The sequence below is a fragment of the Bacillus sp. PK6-025 genome (genome assembly GCF_056530265.1).
On sequence record NZ_CP096509.1, the window covers coordinates 791,517 to 814,347 of the forward strand.

The window sequence follows — 22,831 nt, forward strand, 5'->3', positions numbered from 1 at the left end:
GCCGATACATAAGATGTAGTCTAACTTTTCCCAAAACTGTTTGATAGGAGATGGACTGAATGATTCAAATAACTGACCTCAACCGTCAATACATAGGAGGGGAATGGAGAGACGGCCAAAGTGAAAGCGTCTTGGCCGATCTGAATCCTTTTACCCATAAAACGATTACCTCTTTTCGGAAAGCGACGCGGGAGGATGTCGATGCGGCGTACAAAGCTGCGCTTGAGGCGAAAAAGAAATGGGATAACGTCAATCCTTATGAAAAAAGAGCGATTTTAGAAAAAGCCGCGGCTTATATTGAAGACAATAAAGAAGCGATCGTGTACCTCATTATGGAGGAACTTGGCGGAACACGGCTGAAAGCGGCTTTTGAAATCGATCTTGTCGTCAATATGATCAAAGAAGCGGCAGGTTTCCCGCTCAAAATGGAAGGTAAAATTCTCCCTTCACCGGTTGATGGGAAAGAAAATCGGATATACCGCATTCCGGCGGGAGTGGTCGGTGTCATCAGTCCGTTCAACTTTCCGTTCTTTTTATCTGTAAAATCGGTTGCACCTGCGCTTGGCGCAGGGAACGGCGTTGTCTTAAAGCCGCATGAAGAAACACCGATTTGCGGCGGCACGCTGATTGCAAAGATTTTTGAAGAAGCCGGTCTTCCGGAGGGACTTCTGAATGTTGTCGTCACGGATATCGGGGAAATCGGCGACAGCTTCGTTGAGCACCCGATTCCGAGAATCATCTCGTTTACCGGATCAACGAAGGTCGGCAGCTATATCGGGCAGCTGGCGATCAAACATTTTAAAAAACCGTTGCTTGAACTCGGCGGAAACAGCGCATTGATCGTTCTTGAGGATGCCGATTTGGAATACGCTGTCAATGCCGCGGCTTTCAGCCGCTTCACACATCAGGGGCAAATCTGCATGTCGGCCAACCGGATTCTCGTTCAAAAAGAAGTGTATCCGGAATTTTTAAAGCTGTTCAGCCAAAAAATCTCCGGGTTTAAAACGGGTGATCCGCTGGATCCTGAAACTGTGATCGGCCCTGTCATTAATGAACGCCAAGCTGAACATTTAAGAAAATCGATTGAGAAAGGCATCGAAGAAGGCGCCACACCGCTTCTGAAAGGCGATATTAAAGGCAATCTCGTCGAGCCGACGATTCTTGCGGATGTCACGTCTGACATGTCTGTCGCCAAGGAAGAGCTGTTCGGCCCGGTTGTGTGCGTCATGCCGTTTGAGACCGAAGCAGAAGCGGTTGAGATCGCGAATGACACTTCGTTCGGACTGAGCGGAGCCGTACACACGGGAAATGTGGAGCGCGGCGTTGCCATCGCGAAGCAAATCGAGACGGGCATGATCCATGTCAATGACACAACGATCAACGACGAGCCACATGTCGCTTTCGGCGGTGAAAAGCAATCGGGGATCGGAAGGCTGAACGGCGAGTGGAGCCTTGACGAATTTACGACATTAAAATGGATTTCCGTCCAGCACCAGAAAAGGATTTTTCCATATTAAAAGGAGGATTTGATACATGAATGAAGCAGTAAAAACGGACATCCACCCGCTGCTGGATGCTTTTGTGAAAGTGGCGCCGTTTCTGAATCAGCTGATTCAGGACGATGTGACAGTGGGGATTTACGATACTGAAAAGCTGATCGTCAACATTCCGGGAAAGACATTTTCCCTTGATGTCAAAGCGGGTGATCCTTTGCAGGAAGGCGATATTATTACAGACGCCATCCGCCAAAACAAAAAGAAAGTGAGCATGGTGCCTAAGGAACTGTTCGGCTTCCCTCTTGCGGCGAGAGCGATCCCGCTCCATGACGAGAACGGAAGGGTTATCGGCGGAGTCGGACTCGGTACGAGTCTTGAAAAATCGGATCAGCTTCACCGCGTCGCAGAAAGCCTGTCGGTCATCGTCGAGCAGACGGCCTCAGCCATTCAGGATATCGCCGAATCTGTCAGCGGGTTTTCCGGACAAATGTCCGACATTTCCAAGCAGGCGAAAGAAGTCAGTGAAAGCGCCGGAGAAATTGAGAAAATTTCAGTTACCGTAAAAGGCATTTCAGATCAAAGCAACCTGCTCGGACTGAACGCGGCGATTGAAGCGGCGAGAGCCGGAGAGTCAGGAAAAGGGTTCTCCGTCGTCGCCGACGAAATCCGCAAGCTCGCGACACACTCAAAAGAAAACGTCGGGCAGATTGACCAAATCACGAAGAAAATCCACGCGTTATTGAAAGACCTTGAGCATTCGATCGAAGTCATCAATGAACATACGAGCGGCCAGGCCGCCGGCGTTGAACAAATTTCCGCCACCATGCAGGAGATCAGCAGCAACGCGCATAACCTCGCCAAGATGGCGGAACATCATTTTGAAGACTAGATATAGAAAAAAACTGCCTGACAATGTGTCGGCAGTTTTTTTACTAACACTACTACACTAGCGATTGAAATGACTGCCGTAAATATGGCTCATGAGTATGCTCTTTCCCGTCACACTGCAATTCCTTCAAACGTGTAAAAGAGACGAAATCAAATAACTATATATTGAAAATAACTCCGATAAGAGAATAGATAATGACAGTCGAAAAAAGAATTGTCATATGAATCAGAGAGTAAATAAACATGGATTTTGCCCATTTCTCTGAATCCATTTTTTTGTAACCATACACACTAAGAACCAACCATATGACACCTAATATAAGGGAAACAAGCATAATGCCGAGGCTCAAAGAAATAAAAAGGAGACTTGTCCCGATAAGGATGATTAAATAAATATTAGTTTGTATATATGTTCTTTTAACTCCTTTGATAACAGGGAGCATTGGAACTTTCGCAGCCTTATACTCATCATTTTTTCGAATGGCTATAGCATAGAAATGAGGCATTTGCCATATCACAGATGTCACAAAAAGACCGAGAACAGCAGGATGTGTGATGTCCGGATAGACAGCTGACCATCCAATAAGAGGCGGCATAGCTCCGCCGATACTCCCGACCTCTGTATTGTAAACTGTTCTTCTCTTACTCCACATGGTATACGGGACAATATAAAAAAACAATCCTAGAAACCCTAGGAGTGCTGCCAGAGAGGTGGTGAAACCAAGGATTATTACACCAAAAATCATCATAAAGATACCGAGCCATAGAACTGTTTTAGGCTTTATTTCTCCTGTAACGGTTGGTCTGTTTTTGGTTCTCTCCATAATAGAATCTATATCCCGGTCATATAAGTTGTTAAAAGCTCCTGCCGCTCCCATTACTAAAATAGACCCAATTAATGCAAAAAATATTTCTGGTAATTTCTCAGAAAGGCTGATTTTATAAGTATATAAAGATAATGTTAATCCAGAAAACATCGGAATAAGGTTAGATTTAATAATTCCTGTTTTAATGGTTTTTGACAATATGATGGACACAGGTCGTTTATCCGTTTTGATATTATTTTCAATTTGCATGATTCTTCTCCTCTTTTTAATGGCCACACGTTGATTTAGTGAAGTGCTAGTGATACCTTTTAGAATATACATACTATATGGTATGTTAATTCTGAACAGTATGATTGTCAATAAGAGGAGGAAGAAGAATGCTTAGAAGAAGGCTAACCCAAAAAGAGCGAAAAGAGGAAACACGTCAATTGTTGTTAGAATCGGCTGTTGAGATTTTTTCGGAGTTTGGCTTTCATGGGGCTTCTGTTGAAAAAATTGCTGAACATGCCGGATTTAGCAAAGGAGCGGTTTACTCCAATTTTAAATCTAAGGAAGAGCTCTTTCTGGCCTTATTGGAACAACAAATGAATTTACAAGTGAATAACATCGATCAAATCATAAATAAACAGCATTCACTTTCATATTTTATTGAAACAATGAATGATCATTTTGTCTCAGTGGTGAAAGAAAATCAAAAGTGGATGATTTTAAATATGGAATTTCTTCTTTATGTGATGCGTAATGAGTCAGTGCGCTACAAATGGTCTTGCATGATCAGGGAGTCTGTGGACCGGATCTCCAAGTCTGTCGCGAAACTAATGTTGAAAGAGAATCATGAGGTTACGCTATCTTCGGAAGAAATCGCTTGGACTATTTTTTCACTCGAAAATGGTCTTGCGATATTCAATTTTATTAATGGAGAAAGCGTCCCGATGAATTTATATGGAAAAGCGCTAAAAAATTTGCTTTCAGCCTCTGAGTGACTTTTTAATAGAAAAGTTGTACTTTTCAATTTCTAGGCTCAGTGTCATACATTAATTTAAATTTTATTTTAAATTTTTTAGAGGAATTTTCCCCGGGCGAAGCGAAAGTGATGAATGGGAAATCGCTTTCAAAGGGGGAAGGGGTAAATGAGAGTATATACACCGACTAAACTGACCGGATTGTTATTGGGGCCGATCAGTTTTTTGCTGATTCTCGGCTTGATACCGGAAGCTGAGCTGGCTTACGCGCCGCGGATCGTTCTTGCGGTTACAGCTTGGACGGCCGTCTGGTGGATTACGGAAGCCGTGCCGATTCCGGCGGCATCGCTCTTGCCAGTCATTTTGCTGCCGACATTGGGCGGTTTAGATATGGAAACGACGGCCAAAGCATACGGCGATCCGATTGTGTTTATGTATATGGGGGGATTTATCATTGCGATCGCCATCGAAAAATGGAATCTTCATAAACGGATGGCCTTGCATATTTTGAAGCGGATCGGGGCTGAAAGCCATCGAATCGTGCTCGGCGTGATGGCGGCGACGGCATTTTTATCGATGTGGATTTCGAATGCTGCCACCGCTTTGATGATGCTTCCCGTAGCGCTTGCAGTTATTAAAGAAGTGCAGGAAAAAGAAATTTTAAAAGGCGAATCGCTGCAGAAGTTCAGCAAAAGCATTTTGCTGGCTGTCGCGTATGCGGCTTCGATCGGCGGACTTGCGACATTGGTCGGTTCCGTCCCGAATGCGGTCTTTGCCGCGATGTCAAAACAGATGCTCAATCACGAAATTATGTTTTTTGAGTGGTTTTTATTCGGGTTCCCGGTTTCCGTTCTGTTTCTTGCTATTTTATATGTTTATTTAACGAAAATAAAATTTAAAGTGAGCGCCTTTCAAGGAAAAAAACCTGATTTTATCGATCATGATTTAAAGGCGCTTGGCGCAATGACGAGGGAGGAAAAATCGGTTTTTGCCGTTTTTTTGTTGACCGCATGTTTGTGGATGTTCAAATTCATCCTGCCGTTTCAAATTTCAGATACGTCGATTGCGATTTTCGGAGCGGTTTTGCTGTTTTTAATTCCGAGTACAAAGGATGAACGGATTTTGGAATGGAAGGATATGCAGACGCTGCCATGGGGGCTGCTTCTGTTGTTTGGAGGCGGCTTGTCGCTTGCGGCCGGTTTTTCGGCGACCAATCTGACGGCTTGGATCGGCGGCAAGCTCAAGCTGTTGGAAGGCCATCCTTACTTATTTGTACTGATCATTTTGACGGCTGCAATTTTATTTATGACCGAAATCATGTCTAATACGGCTGTCGCCAATATGGTGATTCCGATGACGATCGGTCTTGGCGCCGCGCTTCAGGTTGAGCCGTACGGGCTGATGGCGGCAGCTGCGCTTGCTTCATCATGCGCCTTTATGCTCCCGATCTCCACCCCGCCGAATGCGGCCGTCTTCAGCTCCAATCTGCTGACGATGAAGGACATGGTCAGGGCGGGCTTTTGGCTCAATATCGCAGGTGTCGTCTTGATCGTGATCAGCGTATATTTCTGGCTTCCGGCCGTCTTCCTGTAATGTCCGTGAAAAAGCTCTCACTAGTTTTCTTGCATCATCTGCATTAAAATAAGGTTATGACATTACGTTAGGATTGGTAGACAGATGAGCATTTTTAAAGCGGAAGGTTTATATAAAACTTACGGAGATAAAACATTATTTGACCATATATCGTTCCATATTGAAGAAAACGAACGGATCGGCTTGATCGGACCGAACGGAACGGGAAAAAGCAGTTTGCTGAAAGTGATCGCCGGCCATGAATCGACCGAAAAAGGAGACATCACCAAGCCTGGCAGCCTCCATATCGAGTACTTGGATCAGGATCCTGATTTAGAGGGTCCGGAAACCGTGCTTGAGCACATTTATTCGGGAGCTTCCGTGATGATGCGGACGATGAGGGCGTATGAGCAGGCGCTTCAGGAGCTGAATGCTTCGCCTGATGATCCGAAGAAGCAGGAAAACCTGCTGGCGGCACAGGGGAAAATGGACGAACACGGCGCCTGGGACGCGAATACGGCGGCAAAAACGATTTTAACGAAGCTTGGCGTCGTGGATGTGGCAAAAGAAGTGAGCTCGCTATCCGGAGGGCAAAAAAAGCGGGTTGCGATCGCAAAAACATTGATTCAGCCTGCTGACCTCCTCATTTTGGATGAGCCGACAAACCACCTTGACAATGAAACGATCGAATGGCTTGAAGGCTATTTGAGCGGGTATCCGGGCTCTGTCGTCCTCGTCACCCATGACCGCTACTTTTTAAACCGGGTGACAAACAGGATCTATGAGCTGGATCGTGGGCACCTATACACATACAAAGGGAACTACGAAGTGTTTTTGGAAAAGCGGGCCGAAAGAGAAGCGCTCGCCGAACAAAGCGAAACGAAGCGGCAAAACCTTCTCAGAAGGGAGCTTGCTTGGCTGAGAAGGGGAGCTAAAGCCCGTTCGACAAAACAAAAAGCAAGAATTCAGCGAGTGGAGGAACTAAAGGAACAGGATTCGCCTGAAACCGGTTCTTCCCTTGATTTTGCCATCGGCTCCCATCGTCTCGGCAAGCAGGTGATTGAAGCTGAAGGTGTTGACATCAGCCGCAGCGGCAATCAGCTTGTCCGTTCATTCGATGAACTGATTGTGCCGGGGGACCGGATCGGCATCATCGGACCGAACGGGATCGGCAAAACAACGCTTTTAAACGCGCTTGCCGGCCGCGTCAAGCCTGATGGAGGGCAGATCACGATCGGCCAGACTGTAAGAATCGGATACTATACACAGGATCACAGCGAAATGAACGATGCGCTGCAGGTCGTCGAATACATTAAGGAGACGGCTGAGGTCGTCAAAACGGCCGACGGACAAGTGGTCACAGCTGAGCAGATGCTGGAAAGGTTCCTTTTTCCGCGGAGCATGCAGCGCAACTTGATTCGCAAGCTGTCAGGCGGAGAAAAGAGGCGCCTTTATCTTTTGAAAGTGCTGATGGAAGAGCCGAACGTCCTGTTCCTTGATGAGCCGACAAACGACCTTGATACCGAGACGCTCGGAGTGCTGGAAGATTATTTGGAACAGTTTCCCGGCGTTGTCGTGACCGTTTCCCATGACCGCTATTTCCTTGACCGTGTCGTCGACAGGCTGCTTGTATTTGAAGGCAGCGGAAACGTTTCGCGTTTTCAAGGTTCATACAGCGAATATATGGAGAAGCAAAAGGAGACCAGCCGTCAAAAGCCGGCGCCTGAAGCCGCGGAACCTGCCAAACCTGAGAAAAAGAAAAGAAAGAAGCTGTCTTATAAAGATCAGCTGGAATGGGACGGCATCGAAGACAGAATCGCCGCTCTCGAAGAAAAGCATAAACGGCTTGAAGAGGAAATCGCCGCCGCCGGCAGCGACTTCGCCAAGATTCAGACATTGATGGAAGAGCAGGCGCAAACAGCCGCAGAGCTTGACGAGGCAATGGAGCGCTGGACCGAGCTGTCGTTGATGATCGAGGAGCTGGAACAATTGTAATGGAAGCTGCCGGGAAATCCCGGCAGTTTTTAATTTGTCGGGCTTTTTTCAGCATCGTTACAAAAATAGCCGATTAATTTTTCCTTTAATAAAGACGCCGCCAGACTCAGCTCTCTGTCTTGATGGACGATGAGCCCGTGGGTGGAGACAATCGGGGCAGTCACAGGCAGCAGTTTGAATTGCTTGGCTTCAAGTTCTTGTTTGACGGCGATTTCAGGAATGAAGGCAAAGCCGATGCCGCATTTTACCGCCTCTTTGATCATGGCGATGCTTGGGTACTCCAGGGCGCTGTTTCCTTCAATCCCGGCATCTTGCAATAATCTGCCCGCTTTTGTGTGGTAGACGCAGCTTGTGCCGAAGCTGATGAATGTTTCACGACTAAGAGCGCCAAGGCTCTCAGTTTCAACCTTTTCAGCGAGATCATTGGAAGCGATGAACACCAGCTTTTCTTCGAGCAAAGGGGTAAAAAGGATGTCGGGCCTATTCGGATTTTGCGGTACGATTCCGAAATCGACGGCATGATTTTGCACCTGCTGAACGATATCGTGCTGAAACCCGTTTTCCAATTGCAATCTAATCTTTGGATATTCTTTAATAAAATCCCGGATCAGGAGAGACGTGCGCGTCAGAAAAAACGATTCCTGCATGCGGATGCGGACGGTTCCTTGCGGCTGATCCAGTTCATTCATCGCTTCTTCCAAGGTGCTGCCTAAATGAATAAATTGATAGGCATATTTACTTAGCTTCAAACCGGCCGGTGTCGGCTTCACACCTCTTGACAGCCGGTGAAACAAACGCTGTCCGCAAGCCTGCTCCAAAAGCTGAATATGGCTGGTGACTGTCGACTGTACATACCCCAGCCGATCAGCGGCGCGGCTGAAGTTTTTTTCTTCCATGACGGCGATGAAGGTTTTAAAAAATTTACCCTCTAAAAGCTCAATCATAGCTTGTCATCTCCTTGATATCGAAAATCAAAATGATTTCTATCGTAATCATTCATAAGTAAAATGTCTCTCCCCATGATATCGTAGGTTTTGCAAGAATAAAAGAAAAATTGAGGAGGAAAACAATGAAAAGAACGAGAGGATTCAGACTTGGCGTGTACATTTTCAAGGATGCTGAAATCATCGACTATGCCGCCCCATACGGAGTGTTTTCAGTGGCGAGGAGGCTCGATCCTGAACTGGACGCCTTTCTTGTGGCGGATGCGATGAAACCGGTTCAGACACAAGCCGGGCTTACCGTTCATCCGAATTACAGCTTCAATGACCAGCCAGATATGGATGCTTTCTTAATTCCGGGCGGTTTCGGTACACGACAGGAGACCAACAACAAACGGCTGCATCAGTTTATCCGCTCTCTCCCTGAGTCGACGCTTTTGGTGAGCGTATGTACAGGTTCATGGATTTACGGGCGCATGGGGCTCTTAGACGGGCTTTCCGCCACAAGTCGGAAAGAGCCGGATCGGCTTGAGGCGTCAGAGATGGGGCAAGTACCGATCGACCGCTTGGCGGACATCGCGCCGGCCTGCCGCGTCAGCCGGGCGAGAATCGTCGACAGCGGACGGATCATCACCGCCGGGGGAATTGCTTCAGGCATGGAAATGGGCTTTCACTTATTGAGAAGAGCGGGCTATGATGAAAGCTTCATAGAAGAAACAGCGCGTGTTATGGAATATCAAGAGGGGTACAGCCAGTATCAGGATGATATTGAATACGTGCGGAAAGAGAAATAAGTCGAAGCTGCCGGGGAGAACCCGGCAGTTTACAACGGTTCGTCTGCCTGTAAAACGATTTGAAGCAACCCCGGAAAACGGCTGTCCAAGTCCTCTAGGCGAAGCCTAAATAAACCGTTGTGTTCTTTCTATTCTTGTATGAATGACTCCCGATTCCCTAAGGACTTTAAAGTGATGAGACAGGGTTGATTTTGGAATGGGAACGTTAACAGCGCTGCACGATTGTTCGCCGGCTTCTGCAAGATTTTTTATGATTTGAAGTCTGATTTGATCACTGAGGGCGTAAAGAACAGCGGATAAACTGATGTCAGGGCGGTTTGTCTGTTTGCATCGGTATTATACATTTCTTCAATGCTCCTGTTTAAAAACAGCCGGGCGCTGAATCAATCAAAAACTGCATAAGGATCGAGTCTGCCGGAAAAACCGGCAGCTCTTTTTGATTTATATTTTGGGAAACGACAGCCGCGCCACCGCATCATGCATGTGAATCGATTCTTCGTTCCGGCATTCGATCTCAAAGGCGGAGATCCAGTTCATTTCGTATAAGTCGGCAGCCGTTAAGCGGATGACGTCTTCTACAAATCTTGGATTTTCATAAGCCTGTTCAGTCACTCTTTTTTCGTCGGGCCTTTTTAAGACGGGATGAAGCTTTGCGCTTGCGTTCGTTTCCGCTGCGGCAAGAAGCTCGGTTTTGAAATCGTCCGGCATCTCCGCCTGCTCATTGATATGTGCGGTGATCTTGATTATGCCGCGCTGGTTATGGGCGCTGTATTCGCTGATTTCTTTTGAACACGGGCAGAGCGTCGTCACATGGGCCGTGATGCCGACGGTTTGTGAAAAGCCTTTGTTTTCATGATAAGAGACTGTCATATGGATATCGGCGTGCATCAATCCTGACAGTTTGGTTTCCGGGCTAAGGCGCTCGAAATACCATGGAAAACTGACAGAGACGGATGCGCTTTGCTGTTCCATATTGTCGGCTAAATCCTTTGCAAAATCTTTCAGTGTATGGACATCAATCGTCCAGTTTGCTTCGTGATAGCGCTGCAGCTGTTCTGTCAGGCGGCTCATATTGATTCCTTTGCGGCCGCGCGCAAGGCTCGTTGTAAAGGAAAAAGCGCCGATCGTCGTTTGTGTAGACGGCTTGAGCGAGGATGCAATCAAAATCGGATGCGAAACGTTTGAGACACCGACATGGTCAATGTCAAAAAAATAGTCGTTCGGTGTATTTTGAATATCCTTCATCTGTTCTTTATCGTTCGGTTTTATTCCTTTCACGGCTTCGACAGATCCGAAGCGGCGGTGGCGTTCGGGTTTTGCGGGCAAATGCAGGATACGTTCCATTGATGAGACCCCTTTCTGTAGTAAATCGAAATAGTTCCTATTTATTTTGAGGGAATGCTGTGATAAAATCAAGTGGTCATGTCTAAAGCATGCAAATTAAATCGAAATGATTTCGTTTAGGGAGTGGTTGTTTTGCAGCATAGCGAAATCGTCATTGTTGGAGCGGGACCCGCAGGTATTGGAATGGGAATCGTTCTGAAAAAACTCGGTTTTCAATCGTTTACGATTTTGGAAAAAGACCGTGCAGGAGCTTCATTTCGAAGCTGGCCTGAAGAAATGAAACTGATAACACCGTCCTTTACCGGGCAGGGATTCGGGGCTTTGGATTTAAATGCTGTTGCTCCGGGAACATCCCCTGCCTTTACTTTTCACCGCGAGCACTTGAGCGGGCAGGAGTATGGAGATTATTTGGCGCTTTTGGCCGATCATTTTCAGCTTCCAATTCAAGAAGGCACATCGGTTCGCAATGTTTATAAAGACGACGGCGGTTTTTCAGTTGAAACTAATAAAGGCACGATGAAGGCCAAAGACGTTATTTGGGGAGCCGGTGAATTCCAATTCCCGAAATATTCGTTTCATGGTGCAGAGATTGGCATCCACAATAGCAAGGTCGCCAGATGGAGCCAATTTGAAAAAGCCCATTATTACGTGGTAGGCGGCTATGAAAGCGCAATGGATGCGGCGGTTCAACTGGCGTCCTATGGCAGCGATGTGACGGTTGTGATGCCGAATTCGCTCCGCGAAAACGCTGAAGCCGATCCAAGCCGGTCGCTTTCACCTTATACATGGGAGCGTCTTGAAGATGCATATGAAAAAGGGAAGGTTCAGTTTTTGGAAAAAGCCCTGGTAGAAAAACTGGCGAAAAATGGACCAGCCTATGATTTATATTTGTCAGACGGGAGGAAAATACGCTCGGAAACACGGCCGATTATCGCGACAGGCTTTCATTCCGGGGCAAAACAAATCGAGAATTTGTTTGAATGGGGAGAGAACGGCAAACCGCTTTTAACGAATGAAGATATGTCGACCGTGACGGACGGTCTTTATTTAATCGGGCCGAGCGTTCAGCACCAAAACGCCGTCTTTTGTTTCATTTATAAATTCAGGCAGCGATTCGCCGTCATCGCCGAGCATTTGTTGGAAAAACGAAAGTTTTCGATCGATGAAAAGGTGCTGACAGAATACAGGGAAAATCAAATGTTTCTCACGGATTTGAGCTGCTGTGAGGTGCAGTGTGAATGCTGAAAGAGCCAACGCGGCGGCAGCGCATGCTCTTCATCGGACTCGAATCGGTCGGGAAAACAACGCTTTTTTCCGCGATCACGGATCAGAGAGCAGGCGAAGCAGCCAATGTGAAAGGATCGACGATATTTGCGGCTGAACGGGAGATCAAAAGCCTTCCGGGCTGGCAAGCCATTGATACACCGGGCATTCGGGAGGATGACAGCGTGTCGAAAAGAGCGCTGAAAAAAGAGATCGAAAAGGCCGATGAGGTGGTTGCCGTCTTGCGCGGCACCCATTTTTCAGAAGAGCTGAACGCGGTCTTGGACCTGATTCCGCCGGATGCCAGGCGCGTCTGCTTTATCGTTACGTTTCAGGATAAAATGACGGACGCCATGCGCCGGACGCTTTCTGAGCAAGTGGCTAAGCACAGTCTCCCGGTCCTGTTGGTTGATACGAGAACTGTGACAGACGATAAAAAAGAGCATATCATCGCTTTTTTAAGAAAAGAGGCTGAATTTCATCCGCTGAAACGGAAACGGATGAAACAGATTGAACTTGAAAGTGTGGCTGTTCAGCAGTTTGTGTTTCATCGTCCCGTAGTTGGGCCTGTTGTGAGTACTGCACTTTTATGTTTGTTATTTATGGCGCCGATCATATTGGCTTATCATACATCAGAGTGGATGCAGCAATACGCGGACGAATGGGCGGTTGAACCTCTCCAAAATGCGGTCGGAGGCTTGCCGTCATGGCTGAGCGCGGCATTGGCGGGGAATTATGGCCTGTTATCCCTTGGCATTTACTCGTTTGTTTGGGCGTTTCCTGTCGTTTTGTTTATGTCTATAGCAAATGCGGCAGCAGATGATTCGGGTTTAAAGGACCGGATCGTCGATTCACTGGACCCGCTGATGCGGAAGATCGGTCTGAACGGCCGCGATTTAGTTCCGCTTTTGACCGGATTTGGCTGCAATGTCGTTGCCGTTCAGCAGACGCGGTCGTGCAGCATGTGTACGAGAAAGCGCTGTGTATCATTTATTTCTTTCGGATCAGCGTGCAGCTACCAAATCGGCGCGACGCTGTCGATTTTTCATGCTGCGGGAAGGGAGTGGCTGTTTATCCCTTACCTCGCTGTTTTTGTTGCCGCAGCAGCCGCTCATAACCGGATATGGTATCGCATTGATCAGAAATGGGCCGCTTACTTCGAGCGCCGGCAAACGTTTTTACAGATGCCGTCCTGGAAAGGGATCGTCTTTCGAGTAAAAGAAGTGCTCCAGCAATTTATCTTTCAGGCGATGCCGATCTTTCTCATCATTTGCCTGGCGGCGACAGTATTGAATGAACTCGGTGTCATCCGTCTTGTGACATTGCTTGTCTCGCCTGTTTTAAGCCTGTTCGGTGCTCCGGAAGATGCGGCGCCGGGCCTTGTTTTTTCTCTGATCAGGAAAGACGGCATTCTCTTGTTCAATGAAGGGAATGGAGCGCTTCTTGATGTGCTGCCGGGGGCAACGCTCTTTCTGCTCATTTACTTGGCATCAACCTTTACTCCATGCATGGTGACGGTTTGGACAATTGCCAAGGAACTGGGGATGAAAACGGCGGCAGCCATTATGGGAAAACAGATGGCCACTTCAGTCGTGTCAGTTTTGATCATCATGATCATCTGGAAGCTGACACTTTGCATTTTTAAATAAATTGTGGTGAAATAAAATACAAATCGTAATAATTACGATTTGATAAGAGGAAGGAGAATGAAAAAATGAGTAAAGAGATTCCTGTAACAGTGTTAAGCGGATACCTGGGGGCGGGTAAAACGACGCTGCTGAATCACATATTGCAAAACCGCCAAGGGCTGAAAGTCGCCGTTATCGTTAATGACATGAGCGAAGTCAACATTGATGCCGGGCTTGTCAAGCAAGGCGGCGGCCTGTCGAGGACGGATGAAAAGCTGGTCGAAATGTCAAACGGCTGCATTTGCTGCACACTCAGAGAGGACTTGCTGGTTGAAGTCGAAAAACTGGCGAAGCAAGGAAATATCGATTATATCGTGATCGAATCGACCGGTATCAGCGAACCGATCCCGGTCGCTCAGACGTTCTCTTACATCGACGAAGAATTGGGTATTGATTTGACGCGGTTCTGCCGTTTGGACACAATGGTCACGGTGGTCGACGCCAATCGTTTTTGGCACGATTTTCAGTCGGGTGACAGCCTGCTGGACCGGAAAGAGGCTGTCGGTGAAGAGGATGAACGTGATATCGCCGATCTGCTCATCGATCAAATCGAGTTTTGCGATGTGCTGATTTTGAATAAATGCGACCTTGTCTCCGAGGAAGATCTGGAAAAGCTTGAGAAAGTGCTGAAAACGTTGCAGCCTAAAGCAAACATCATCAGAGCGGTCAAAGGAGAGGTCGATCCGAAGGTCATCTTAAACACCGGTCTTTTCAATTTTGACGAAGCAAGCGGTTCAGCAGGCTGGATCAGGGAATTAAACGAAGGACACCACCAGCATACGCCTGAGACTGAAGAATACGGAATATCTTCGTTTGTATACGAAGCGCGCCGTCCTTTTCATACCGAGCGGTTTTATAACTGGATTCATTCGCTGCCGGAAAACGTCGTCAGGGCGAAAGGAATCGCCTGGTGTGCGACGCGCAACAGCCTTGCCCTTTTGATGTCGCAGGCAGGGCCATCCGTGTCGCTGGAACCGATCTCTTATTGGGTGGCCGCGCTGTCCAAGCCGGAACAGGAGCAAATCCTCAGACAGAATCCAGAGCTATTAAAAGAATGGAATGAAGAATTCGGAGACCGCCACACAAAGCTCGTCTTTATCGGATTGGATCTGTCCCCGTCAGAAATTACCGCCGAAGCGGATCGATGCCTTTTGACAGATTCGGAGATGGCGGACGACTGGTCGCTTTTATCTGACCCGTTCGATTGGCAGATTGAAAGAGCTAGATAAATGAATTTCCACATTAAGACAAAAGAGATATCTCTTTTGTCTTTTTTTATTTCAAACAAACCGGTGTTTTGTACACCATGTTGACATATCAGGAAAGGAATACTAATATTTTATTGTAATGTTAACTTAAATTATTTATAGGTTAACATATGAGTGCGGTGTTTAGAGGGGGGATGAAAGCATGAAGGGAGAAGCGTATTACAGTGTGAGAATGAGAGCCTCCGAGAACGGTCCCCATGAAGAGGGGGGAAAACACGTATCCGGAGGAGAGCGGCTTGCGCCTTTCATCGGTGTAAAGGATGCCGTCAGCGATTTATTGGAAAAAGCATTGTCTCATTCGCGGGGCAAGCCGGACTTTATGCAAATTCGCTTCGATCTTGTAAATGAACCGATAAAGTTTGTCCAGCCTCTGCGCATTGAAACGAATGAAACAAAATCAGCGGAAGAAGGACAAGCGCTTGCCCGTGAGCTGATCAGCCGCGCCGGCGTACCGAAAAACGCGGTAGACAAAGCGTTTCAAGGCATTGCCGAATACTCGGACGTAAGGGGCGCCGTTTTGTTTGACATTCATTCAGGCCGGAGGATTGACGGAAGAAAACAAAAAGGAGTGCGCGTCTCACGGCTCGATTGGCCGGAAGCCGATTTTCAAATGTGGGCGGCTTTGTGCGGAATGCCGCCGAATCCGCGGTTGAAAGAGGCGCTTGCCATCGCTTCTAAGGTATGTGAGCATCCGGCTGTCGTCGCCGAATTATGCTGGTCAGATGACCCTGATTACATAACGGGCTATGTTGCCGCTAAAAAGCTGGGTTATCAGCGGATAACAAGGATGAAAGAGCATGGAGACGAGAGCGGCTGCCGGATTTTTTTTGTTGATGGATTAACAGATATCAAGAGCTGTATAGACGGCTTGGAAAAACAGCCTGTATTCATTCGGTCGGGAGGTAAAACATGAATCAATCATTCGTTGAAAAAAGCAAAAAATATCTTTGGCTGCCTTTTACCCAAATGAAAGACTATGACGAAAACCCGCTGATCATCGAAAGCGGGGAAGGCATCAAACTGAAAGATATCGACGGCAGGGAGTACTATGACGGATTTTCTTCAGTATGGCTCAATGTCCACGGCCATCGCAAGAAGGAACTGGATGAAGCCATCAATAAACAGCTCGGCAAAATCGCTCATTCGACATTGCTGGGGATGACAAATGTTCCGGCGACAGAGCTTGCCGAGGTGTTAATCAAGATCACACCGGAAAAGCTGACGCGTGTTTTTTATTCGGACAGCGGCGCTGCAGCAATGGAAATCGCGCTGAAAATGGCCTTTCAATATTGGAAAAACATCGGCAAGCCGGAGAAACAAAAATTCATTTCGATGAAAAACGGCTATCACGGCGATACGATCGGCGCTGTCAGCGTCGGTGCGATCGAGCTCTTCCACCATGTATACGGGCCGCTTATGTTTGAAAGCTTTAAGGTAAATGTTCCTTACGTATACCGCTCGAAAAGCGGCAACCCGGACGAGTGCCGCGATGAATGCCTCGCAGAACTCGAACGGCTCCTGAGCGAGCGGCACGGTGAGATCGCCGCGCTGTCGGTCGAATCGATGGTCCAAGGGGCATCGGGGATGATCGTGATGCCTGAAGGATATTTGGCAGGCGTCCGGGAGCTTTGTACGAAATATGACGTTTTAATGATTGTCGATGAAGTGGCGACAGGATTCGGCCGAACCGGGAAAATGTTTGCCTGTGAGCATGAACGTGTTCAGCCTGACTTGATGGCGGCTGGAAAGGCCATTACCGGAGGCTATTTGCCGATCGCCGTCACTTTTGCGACAGAGGAAATTTATCAGGCATTTTATGATGACTATGACAAACTGAAAACGTTTTTCCACGGCCATTCGTACACGGGGAACCAGCTTGGTTGTGCCGTTGCTCTGGAAAATTTGCGCCTGTTCGAATTGGAAAAAATCGTCGCTCAAGTTGCGGAAAAGTCGAAAATAGTGGAATCGCTTTTTCATGATCTTGCAGCGCTCCCTCATGTCGGCGACATCCGCCAGCTCGGTTTAATGAGCGGGATCGAACTCGTTCAGTCGAAAGAAACGAGGCAGCCTTATCCGCCTGAAGAGCGAATCGGATACCGGGTGTCTTTGAAAATGAGGGAGCTTGGCATGCTGACGAGGCCGCTCGGGGATGTTATCGCATTTCTTCCTCCGCTCGCCAGCACCGCCGATGACCTGCGCGCCATGGTGTCCATTATGAAAGAAGCGATTCAAGAGGTTACAGGCCGTGCCCATTGACGAATGGCTCAGCAGTCGGCTCGCCAGGACGAAGGCAGCCGGGCTTTACCGCTCGCTTAAACCGCCTCAAGCTGTCGCGGAAGCGAAACGTACGAATTGGGCGTCAAACGATTATTTGAGCCTGGCGAACGACAAACGGCTGATTCACGCCGCAGAAACGGCGCTTCGTCGCTTTGGAGCCGGGAGCACAGGGTCAAGGCTGACGTCCGGCAATACCGAATGGCATGAAAAACTTGAGCGGAAAATCGCCGGTTTTAAGCAGACAGAAGCCGCTCTCTTGTTTTCAAGCGGATATTTGGCCAATATCGGCGTGCTTTCGTCTTTGCCTGAAAAAGGAGACGTCATATTAAGCGATCAATTGAACCATGCGAGCATCATCGACGGCTGCCGCCTTTCAAAAGCTGATACGGTTGTTTACCGCCACACGGATATGAATGATCTTGAAGAAAAACTCCGCACCGCACAGAGCCGTGCTCGCTGTTTTATTGTGACAGACGGCGTGTTCAGCATGGACGGCACAATTGCACCGCTTGACGAAATCATGCTCCTTGCCAAGCGGTACCGGGCCTTTGTCATCGTTGATGATGCCCACGCAACAGGGGTTTTGGGAGATGCCGGCAGGGGAACGGGCGAGTATTTCGGCGTCTCCCCAGATGTTGTGATCGGCACGTTAAGTAAAGCTGTAGGCGCGGAAGGCGGCTTCGTCGCGGGCTCTAAAGCATTGATCGATTTTTTGCTGAATCATGCGAGAACGTTTATCTTTCAAACGGCTGTCCCGCCCGCAAGCTGTGCGGCGGCATGCAGAGCTTTAGACATCATTAAAGACAGCCGGGATAAACGCCGGCTTTTGCAATCATCGGTGACCACGATCAAACGGGGTCTCGAGGATATCGGGTTTACGGTCAAGGGAGAAGATACGCCGATCATACCCGTTATGATCGGAGACCCTCAAAAAGCCGTTCGATTTGCAAACGGCCTCAAGGAGAAAGGGATTGAGGCCCCGGCCATCCGCCCGCCGACTGTGGCGGAAGGAGAGAGCCGAATCAGGCTGACCGTCACCGCAGATCGCAAGTTAAGAGATATTGAAGCTCTATTAGAGGGGTTTAAATTAGTGGGAAGAGAGTTGAACTTGGTGAAATGAAGGGTTTTTTTGTAACGGGAACTGATACGGGAGTAGGGAAGACGTTTATCGCTTGCGGCCTTGCCGCTTTGTTGAAAGAGCAGCATGTTGATGTCGGCGTGTTCAAGCCGTTTTTGAGTGGAGAGCTTAGCAGCGATCCGCAGAGTGATACAGCACTTTTGAAGAACAGCTCTGAAACATCTCTCGCTGATGAGGAGATCACACCTTTCGTGTTTAAAGAGCCGCTTGCACCTTACACAGCAGGGAAGCTCGAAGGGAGGACCGTCGGGCTGGAAGATGCCGTGAACCATTGGAAAAAGATTAAGGATCGGCACGATTGCTTCATTGTTGAAGGGGCAGGCGGGATTGCGGTGCCGCTCGGAGAGGATTATTTCGTCAGCGACTTGATCAAAGCGCTCGATTTGCCGGCTGTCATTGTGGCCCGTCCCAATCTTGGAACGATCAACCATACGTATTTAACCGTCCAATACGCGAAACAAATGGGGATACGCGTGATCGGCATCGTGATCAACGGCATCAGCAGCCGGCCCGGACTTGACGAACAGACGAATCCGGACATGATTGAAAGATTTTGCGGTGTGCCGCTCCTCGGCGTTACGCCGAAGCTTGAAGACGTTTCACCAACACAAATTCACCACATGATCAAGGAGCATGTCGATGTTTCCTTGATTATGAATCAAATGCAAATGGGGGCAGAAACATGAATCAGTGGATGGAACTTGCAGAACGGGTGTTGGATGGCGGAGAAGTAACTGAAAAAGAGGCGCTTTCCATCTTGGAATGCTCGGATGACGACGTTCTCCTGCTTATGCATGCTGCATTTCAAATCAGAAAACGCTACTTTGGAAAAAAAGTAAAGCTCAATATGATTATGAATGCAAAATCCGGACTTTGTCCGGAAAACTGCGGCTACTGCTCGCAGTCTTCGATATCAAAAGCGCCGATCGACAGCTACAGGATGGTCGACAAAACGACCCTGCTTGAAGGTGCAAAGCGTGCGCACGATTTAAATATCGGAACGTATTGCATCGTGGCGAGCGGCAGAGGCCCGTCCAACAGAGATGTCGATCAAGTGGTCGGCGCCGTTAAAGAAATTAAAGAAACGTACGGCTTAAAAGTCTGTGCATGCCTCGGACTGCTAAAGCCCGAACAGGCCGAGCGGCTGAAGGAAGCCGGAGTGGACCGGTACAATCACAACATCAATACATCAAAAAGCAATCATTCAAACATTACAACGTCCCACACGTATGATGACAGAGTAAACACTGTGGAAACAGCCAAAAAATCCGGAATGTCCCCATGCTCGGGCGTCATTGTCGGGATGAAAGAGACGAAGCAGGATGTCGTCGATATGGCGAATAGCTTAAAGGCGCTTGATGCAGACTCAATTCCGGTTAATTTTTTGCATGCGATCGACGGAACTCCGCTGGAAGGGGTCAATGAATTAAATCCGCTTTATTGTTTAAAGGTTTTGGCTTTGTTCCGCTTTATCAACCCGACAAAGGAAATCCGTATTTCAGGGGGGCGCGAAGTCAACCTCCGCTCCTTGCAGCCGCTGGGGCTGTATGCCGCCAATTCGATCTTCGTCGGAGACTATTTAACAACGGCAGGGCAGAATGAAACAGAGGACCATAAGATGCTCCATGATTTAGGATTTGAAGTCGAATCGGTGGAAGAAATGAAAGCCAGTTTACAGCGGTAACACGGGGGAGATATAGCATGACGACAGAACTGCACGAGGCAGGGCCGCGTCTGAAATCGGATTCGGATTTTTGGAGAGATCCATATCTGTTTTACGATAAACTGCGGTCCGTTCATCCTGTATATAAAGGAACCGTTTTAAAGCATCCGGGATGGTATGTCACCGGATATGAAGAAGCGGCGGCGATTTTGAGGGACGCGGTATTTAAAAACCGCGTTCCTCTCCCTGAAGCCTCTACAAAATATGAACAACTTCACGAATTGCAGCGGAATATGATGCTGTTTCAAAATGAGTCCGGCCATAAGCGGATGCGGACGATTGTCGGCAAAGAATTCATGCCGCAGAAGACGGCATCTTTCCGTCCTGTTATAGAAGAAATCGTCCATGAATTGCTCGATCAGCTTGAAAACAAGAAGACGGCGGACATGGTATCCGAATTCGCCTTTCCTTTGGCAAGCCTTATCATTGCCGACATGCTCGGCGTCCCCGCAGAGGAGAGATATCAATTCAGGCAATGGACGGCGGATCTCATTCGAACGATCGATTTGACCCGCACACGAAAGGTGCTGGCAAAAGGCGGGGATACCGTTGCCAAGCTGACGGCGTATTTTAAAGATTTGATTGAAAAGCGAAAAGCTCATCCTTCTCAAGACCTGATCAGCACATTCGCCGGTCATGAGCAGCTCGCCGAAGATGAAGTGCTTGCGACGTGCATTCTGCTTGTGATTGCCGGGCACGAGACGACGGTCAACCTTTTGACGAACGGATTGTTTTTGCTCATGAACCATCCCGGCCAGCTCAGCGCGCTGAAAGAAAATCCGCTGCTGATTGAGTCAGCCGTTGAAGAATGCCTGCGCTATGAAAGTCCGACACAGCTGACAGCGCGCACCGCGTCAGAGGACTGTGAAATCAACGGGAAGATCATCAAAAAAGGAGAGCGCATATACATCCTTTTAGGCGCCGCCAACCGCGATCCGAAGATATTTCAAAATCCGCATGTATTTGACATCACGAGAAAACCGAATCCGCACCTTGCCTTTGGAGCCGGTGCACACGTATGTTTAGGCTCGGCATTGGCGCGGCTCGAAGCGCAAATTGCCATTCCCGCATTGTTGGAGCGGCTGCCTAAGTTGAAGCTTGCTTCAACAGACATTCCATTTCGCAGGTTAATCGGCTTTAGATCGCTGGCCGAGCTGCCTGTCATTCTCAATTAAAGACAAAAAAGGGCTGGCTTACAGGTGCCGGCCCTTTTTAATCTTTCTTTTCATTTTGCGTGATATAGGTTTCCAGAAGCGTTTTTAATTCTTTAACCTCCGCGCGCAGTTCTTTGATTTCTTTTGTATCCTCTTTCAGCTCGCCTGTCTCATCTTCTATTTCCTGAGAAATTTTTTGTGCATTATTCACGATTTCCCCGACGATCAAGTTGATCATAATGAAAGTCGCAATGATGATAAATGAAACGAAATAGAGCCATGACCAGCCGCTCTCGGCAAAAATCGGCCTGAATATGCCGCTTGCCCACGATTCGAGCGTAAAGGTTTGGAACAGTGTCAGAAGGCTGAGCTGCAGGTTGCCGAAGTATTCCGGCGCGATAGCAGAAAAGAACATCGTACCGATGACGGCGTACACATAAAAAATGATGCTCATCAGAATAATGACGCTGCTGATAGTCGGAATCGCCATAAACAGCGCATTGACGATCCGTCTTAATGAGGGAACGGAAGTGATCGTCCGCAGCACCCGCAGCACCCGGAAGATACGGAGAACGCTGACGAAATTCGTATTGTAAAGAATCAAACTGCCGGCGACGATTACGAAGTCAAAAACGTTCCAGTTGTTTTTAAAAAAGTGCTGTTTTTGAACGAATAGTTTAAGAGATAGTTCGATGACAAATATCGTTAAAAACAAACAATCCACAATAAAAAATACTTTTTGATAAGGTTTAAAGAAAGCGTAAGTTTCCAAACCGATCGAGATGGCATTCAACACAATGACCGTCGTTATGAATGACTGAAACAGCCGGCTTTCAATCAATGCCGAAACTTTACTTTGAACTGAAAATCGATTTTGATGAGTGTTCACTCTGATTATTTGTCCTCCTGTTTAGTTGTCCATTCTATGATACGTTACAGCAGCAGGATGATGTCAAGTCAGTTCTTTTTTTGTATCGAAAAAACTTAACGTTTACGTAAAAGTATAATAGTAGTATAATAGAAAAGAAGAAAAATCTCGGGGGGATATGGACGTGGAGTGGATGAAGATTGATCAAATGGCCAAGCGAAGCGGCCTGACGAAAAGAACGATCCGCTTTTACGAAGAAATCGGTCTGCTTTCTTCACCGAAGCGGACGGAAGGCGGTGTCCGTCTTTACTCTGAAGACGATCTTGAAGAGCTTGAAAGAGTGATCAGCGCGAAGGAAGTGCTGGGATTCTCGCTGCAGGAGCTCCAGCAGTTCATGGAAACGGGCAAGCACTTGGAGATGAATAAAGAAGGATACCTTTTATCGCTGGACAAACGGGAACGAAAAGAAAAGCTCGAAGACATTCAGAGGATGCTGAATGAACAGATGAGAATGATTGATGAAAAGATTGAAAAATTTCAATCATTCAAGAAGCGCTTGGAGGGTATGCAGGCAAAAGCCGAGAATGCGCTTCAATCAATTGATTAAACAAGAAAAACGCTATTTTTATAGCG

Annotated in this window: 20 protein-coding genes and 1 pseudogene; 16 read left to right on the forward strand and 5 right to left on the reverse strand. The window is 47.7% G+C overall.

Annotated features, from left to right (window positions below):
• Window positions 1-59: 59 nt before the first annotated feature.
• Both yfmT and M1D67_RS03990 read left to right on the forward strand, forming a co-directional pair.
• On the forward strand, window positions 60-1,517 hold the full coding sequence (gene yfmT, locus M1D67_RS03985) for a benzaldehyde dehydrogenase (protein WP_020450499.1): 1,458 nt from the start codon (window positions 60-62) through the stop codon (window positions 1,515-1,517).
• A 466-nt stretch (window positions 1,518-1,983) separates the two neighbouring features.
• Window positions 1,984-2,385 carry a methyl-accepting chemotaxis protein gene (locus tag M1D67_RS03990; protein WP_373367318.1) on the forward strand — a complete coding sequence of 134 codons (402 nt, stop codon included), beginning with the start codon at window positions 1,984-1,986 and terminating at the stop codon, window positions 2,383-2,385.
• 157 nt (window positions 2,386-2,542) lie between these two features.
• Here the strand turns inward: M1D67_RS03990 and cyoE are convergent, their stop codons facing one another.
• Window positions 2,543-3,460 (reverse strand): heme o synthase, encoded by a 918-nt coding sequence (gene cyoE, locus M1D67_RS03995; RefSeq protein ID WP_023855785.1) that lies wholly within the window; start codon window positions 3,458-3,460, stop codon window positions 2,543-2,545.
• Window positions 3,461-3,588: 128 nt separating this feature from the next.
• On the opposite strand from cyoE, the gene M1D67_RS04000 reads away from it, so the two are divergent.
• The 3 genes from M1D67_RS04000 (at window position 3,589) to M1D67_RS04010 (ending at window position 7,740) form a co-directional block, all read left to right on the forward strand.
• Window positions 3,589-4,194: a TetR/AcrR family transcriptional regulator gene (locus M1D67_RS04000; protein WP_026578910.1), complete on the forward strand. Its 606-nt coding sequence runs from the start codon at window positions 3,589-3,591 to the stop codon at window positions 4,192-4,194.
• A gap of 147 nt (window positions 4,195-4,341) precedes the next feature.
• The gene (locus M1D67_RS04005) at window positions 4,342-5,766 is read left to right on the forward strand and encodes an SLC13 family permease (RefSeq protein ID WP_023855784.1); all 1,425 of its coding nucleotides are present in this window, start codon (window positions 4,342-4,344) and stop codon (window positions 5,764-5,766) included.
• An 84-nt stretch (window positions 5,767-5,850) separates the two neighbouring features.
• A complete protein-coding gene (locus tag M1D67_RS04010) occupies window positions 5,851-7,740 on the forward strand; it encodes an ABC-F family ATP-binding cassette domain-containing protein (protein ID WP_458117807.1) in 1,890 nt (629 codons plus the stop codon).
• 29 nt (window positions 7,741-7,769) lie between these two features.
• On the opposite strand, the gene M1D67_RS04015 is transcribed toward M1D67_RS04010, so the two are convergent.
• A complete protein-coding gene (locus M1D67_RS04015) occupies window positions 7,770-8,684 on the reverse strand; it encodes a LysR family transcriptional regulator (protein ID WP_212110112.1) in 915 nt (304 codons plus the stop codon).
• A 125-nt stretch (window positions 8,685-8,809) separates the two neighbouring features.
• On the opposite strand from M1D67_RS04015, the gene M1D67_RS04020 reads away from it, so the two are divergent.
• Window positions 8,810-9,475: a DJ-1/PfpI family protein gene (locus tag M1D67_RS04020; protein WP_020450506.1), complete on the forward strand. Its 666-nt coding sequence runs from the start codon at window positions 8,810-8,812 to the stop codon at window positions 9,473-9,475.
• 29 nt (window positions 9,476-9,504) lie between these two features.
• Here the strand turns inward: M1D67_RS04020 and M1D67_RS04025 are convergent.
• Window positions 9,505-9,781 (reverse strand): annotated as a pseudogene (locus tag M1D67_RS04025) (ArsR/SmtB family transcription factor).
• A 135-nt stretch (window positions 9,782-9,916) separates the two neighbouring features.
• A complete protein-coding gene (folE2, locus tag M1D67_RS04030) occupies window positions 9,917-10,819 on the reverse strand; it encodes a GTP cyclohydrolase FolE2 (RefSeq protein ID WP_479831610.1) in 903 nt (300 codons plus the stop codon).
• Between the two features lie 132 nt (window positions 10,820-10,951).
• Here folE2 and M1D67_RS04035 point away from each other — a divergent pair, with 132 nt between their 5' ends.
• The 9 genes from M1D67_RS04035 (at window position 10,952) to M1D67_RS04075 (ending at window position 21,351) form a co-directional block, all read left to right on the forward strand.
• Window positions 10,952-12,064, forward strand: coding sequence for an NAD(P)/FAD-dependent oxidoreductase (locus M1D67_RS04035; RefSeq protein ID WP_103750393.1), 1,113 nt, complete (start codon window positions 10,952-10,954; stop codon window positions 12,062-12,064).
• Window positions 12,058-13,731 carry a nucleoside recognition domain-containing protein gene (locus tag M1D67_RS04040; RefSeq protein WP_479831611.1) on the forward strand — a complete coding sequence of 558 codons (1,674 nt, stop codon included), beginning with the start codon at window positions 12,058-12,060 and terminating at the stop codon, window positions 13,729-13,731. Before M1D67_RS04035 ends, M1D67_RS04040 begins: the two co-directional genes overlap by 7 nt.
• 65 nt (window positions 13,732-13,796) lie before the next feature.
• Window positions 13,797-14,999 carry a GTP-binding protein gene (locus M1D67_RS04045; protein ID WP_410553682.1) on the forward strand — a complete coding sequence of 401 codons (1,203 nt, stop codon included), beginning with the start codon at window positions 13,797-13,799 and terminating at the stop codon, window positions 14,997-14,999.
• A 181-nt stretch (window positions 15,000-15,180) separates the two neighbouring features.
• On the forward strand, window positions 15,181-15,951 hold the full coding sequence (bioW, locus tag M1D67_RS04050; RefSeq protein ID WP_479831612.1) for a 6-carboxyhexanoate--CoA ligase: 771 nt from the start codon (window positions 15,181-15,183) through the stop codon (window positions 15,949-15,951).
• Complete coding sequence (gene bioA, locus M1D67_RS04055) at window positions 15,948-17,294, forward strand: adenosylmethionine--8-amino-7-oxononanoate transaminase (protein WP_479831613.1); 1,347 nt, start codon at window positions 15,948-15,950, stop codon at window positions 17,292-17,294. Before bioW ends, bioA begins: the two co-directional genes overlap by 4 nt.
• Window positions 17,284-18,435: an 8-amino-7-oxononanoate synthase gene (bioF, locus tag M1D67_RS04060; protein WP_020450513.1), complete on the forward strand. Its 1,152-nt coding sequence runs from the start codon at window positions 17,284-17,286 to the stop codon at window positions 18,433-18,435. The genes bioA and bioF overlap by 11 nt, the downstream gene beginning before the upstream one ends.
• Window positions 18,432-19,139 carry a dethiobiotin synthase gene (gene bioD, locus M1D67_RS04065; protein ID WP_020450514.1) on the forward strand — a complete coding sequence of 236 codons (708 nt, stop codon included), beginning with the start codon at window positions 18,432-18,434 and terminating at the stop codon, window positions 19,137-19,139. The genes bioF and bioD overlap by 4 nt, the downstream gene beginning before the upstream one ends.
• Window positions 19,136-20,137: a biotin synthase BioB gene (gene bioB, locus M1D67_RS04070; protein WP_020450515.1), complete on the forward strand. Its 1,002-nt coding sequence runs from the start codon at window positions 19,136-19,138 to the stop codon at window positions 20,135-20,137. The genes bioD and bioB overlap by 4 nt, the downstream gene beginning before the upstream one ends.
• A gap of 17 nt (window positions 20,138-20,154) precedes the next feature.
• Window positions 20,155-21,351 (forward strand): cytochrome P450, encoded by a 1,197-nt coding sequence (locus tag M1D67_RS04075; RefSeq protein WP_231006274.1) that lies wholly within the window; start codon window positions 20,155-20,157, stop codon window positions 21,349-21,351.
• A 37-nt stretch (window positions 21,352-21,388) separates the two neighbouring features.
• Here M1D67_RS04075 and M1D67_RS04080 read toward each other — a convergent pair whose 3' ends face one another.
• Entirely contained in the window at window positions 21,389-22,219 is an 831-nt protein-coding gene (locus M1D67_RS04080) for an ion transporter (protein ID WP_035336980.1), read from the reverse strand.
• 163 nt (window positions 22,220-22,382) lie between these two features.
• Between M1D67_RS04080 and M1D67_RS04085 the strand changes: the two genes are divergently transcribed.
• Window positions 22,383-22,805: a MerR family transcriptional regulator gene (locus M1D67_RS04085; protein ID WP_003179703.1), complete on the forward strand. Its 423-nt coding sequence runs from the start codon at window positions 22,383-22,385 to the stop codon at window positions 22,803-22,805.
• The last annotated feature ends 26 nt before the right edge of the window (window positions 22,806-22,831 follow it).

Bases quoted from the DNA above. Each gene is read 5' to 3' on its own strand.
- yfmT (WP_020450499.1), top strand. From the start codon at position 60: ATGATTCAAATAACTGACCTCAACCGTCAATACATAGGAGGGGAATGG.
- M1D67_RS03990 (WP_373367318.1), top strand. From the start codon at position 1,984: ATGTCCGACATTTCCAAGCAGGCGAAAGAAGTCAGTGAAAGCGCCGGA.
- cyoE (WP_023855785.1), bottom strand. From the start codon at position 3,460: ATGCAAATTGAAAATAATATCAAAACGGATAAACGACCTGTGTCCATC.
- M1D67_RS04000 (WP_026578910.1), top strand. From the start codon at position 3,589: ATGCTTAGAAGAAGGCTAACCCAAAAAGAGCGAAAAGAGGAAACACGT.
- M1D67_RS04005 (WP_023855784.1), top strand. From the start codon at position 4,342: ATGAGAGTATATACACCGACTAAACTGACCGGATTGTTATTGGGGCCG.
- M1D67_RS04010 (WP_458117807.1), top strand. From the start codon at position 5,851: ATGAGCATTTTTAAAGCGGAAGGTTTATATAAAACTTACGGAGATAAA.
- M1D67_RS04015 (WP_212110112.1), bottom strand. From the start codon at position 8,684: ATGATTGAGCTTTTAGAGGGTAAATTTTTTAAAACCTTCATCGCCGTC.
- M1D67_RS04020 (WP_020450506.1), top strand. From the start codon at position 8,810: ATGAAAAGAACGAGAGGATTCAGACTTGGCGTGTACATTTTCAAGGAT.
- folE2 (WP_479831610.1), bottom strand. From the start codon at position 10,819: ATGGAACGTATCCTGCATTTGCCCGCAAAACCCGAACGCCACCGCCGC.
- M1D67_RS04040 (WP_479831611.1), top strand. From the start codon at position 12,058: ATGCTGAAAGAGCCAACGCGGCGGCAGCGCATGCTCTTCATCGGACTC.
- M1D67_RS04045 (WP_410553682.1), top strand. From the start codon at position 13,797: ATGAGTAAAGAGATTCCTGTAACAGTGTTAAGCGGATACCTGGGGGCG.
- bioW (WP_479831612.1), top strand. From the start codon at position 15,181: ATGAAGGGAGAAGCGTATTACAGTGTGAGAATGAGAGCCTCCGAGAAC.
- bioA (WP_479831613.1), top strand. From the start codon at position 15,948: ATGAATCAATCATTCGTTGAAAAAAGCAAAAAATATCTTTGGCTGCCT.
- bioD (WP_020450514.1), top strand. From the start codon at position 18,432: ATGAAGGGTTTTTTTGTAACGGGAACTGATACGGGAGTAGGGAAGACG.
- bioB (WP_020450515.1), top strand. From the start codon at position 19,136: ATGAATCAGTGGATGGAACTTGCAGAACGGGTGTTGGATGGCGGAGAA.
- M1D67_RS04075 (WP_231006274.1), top strand. From the start codon at position 20,155: ATGACGACAGAACTGCACGAGGCAGGGCCGCGTCTGAAATCGGATTCG.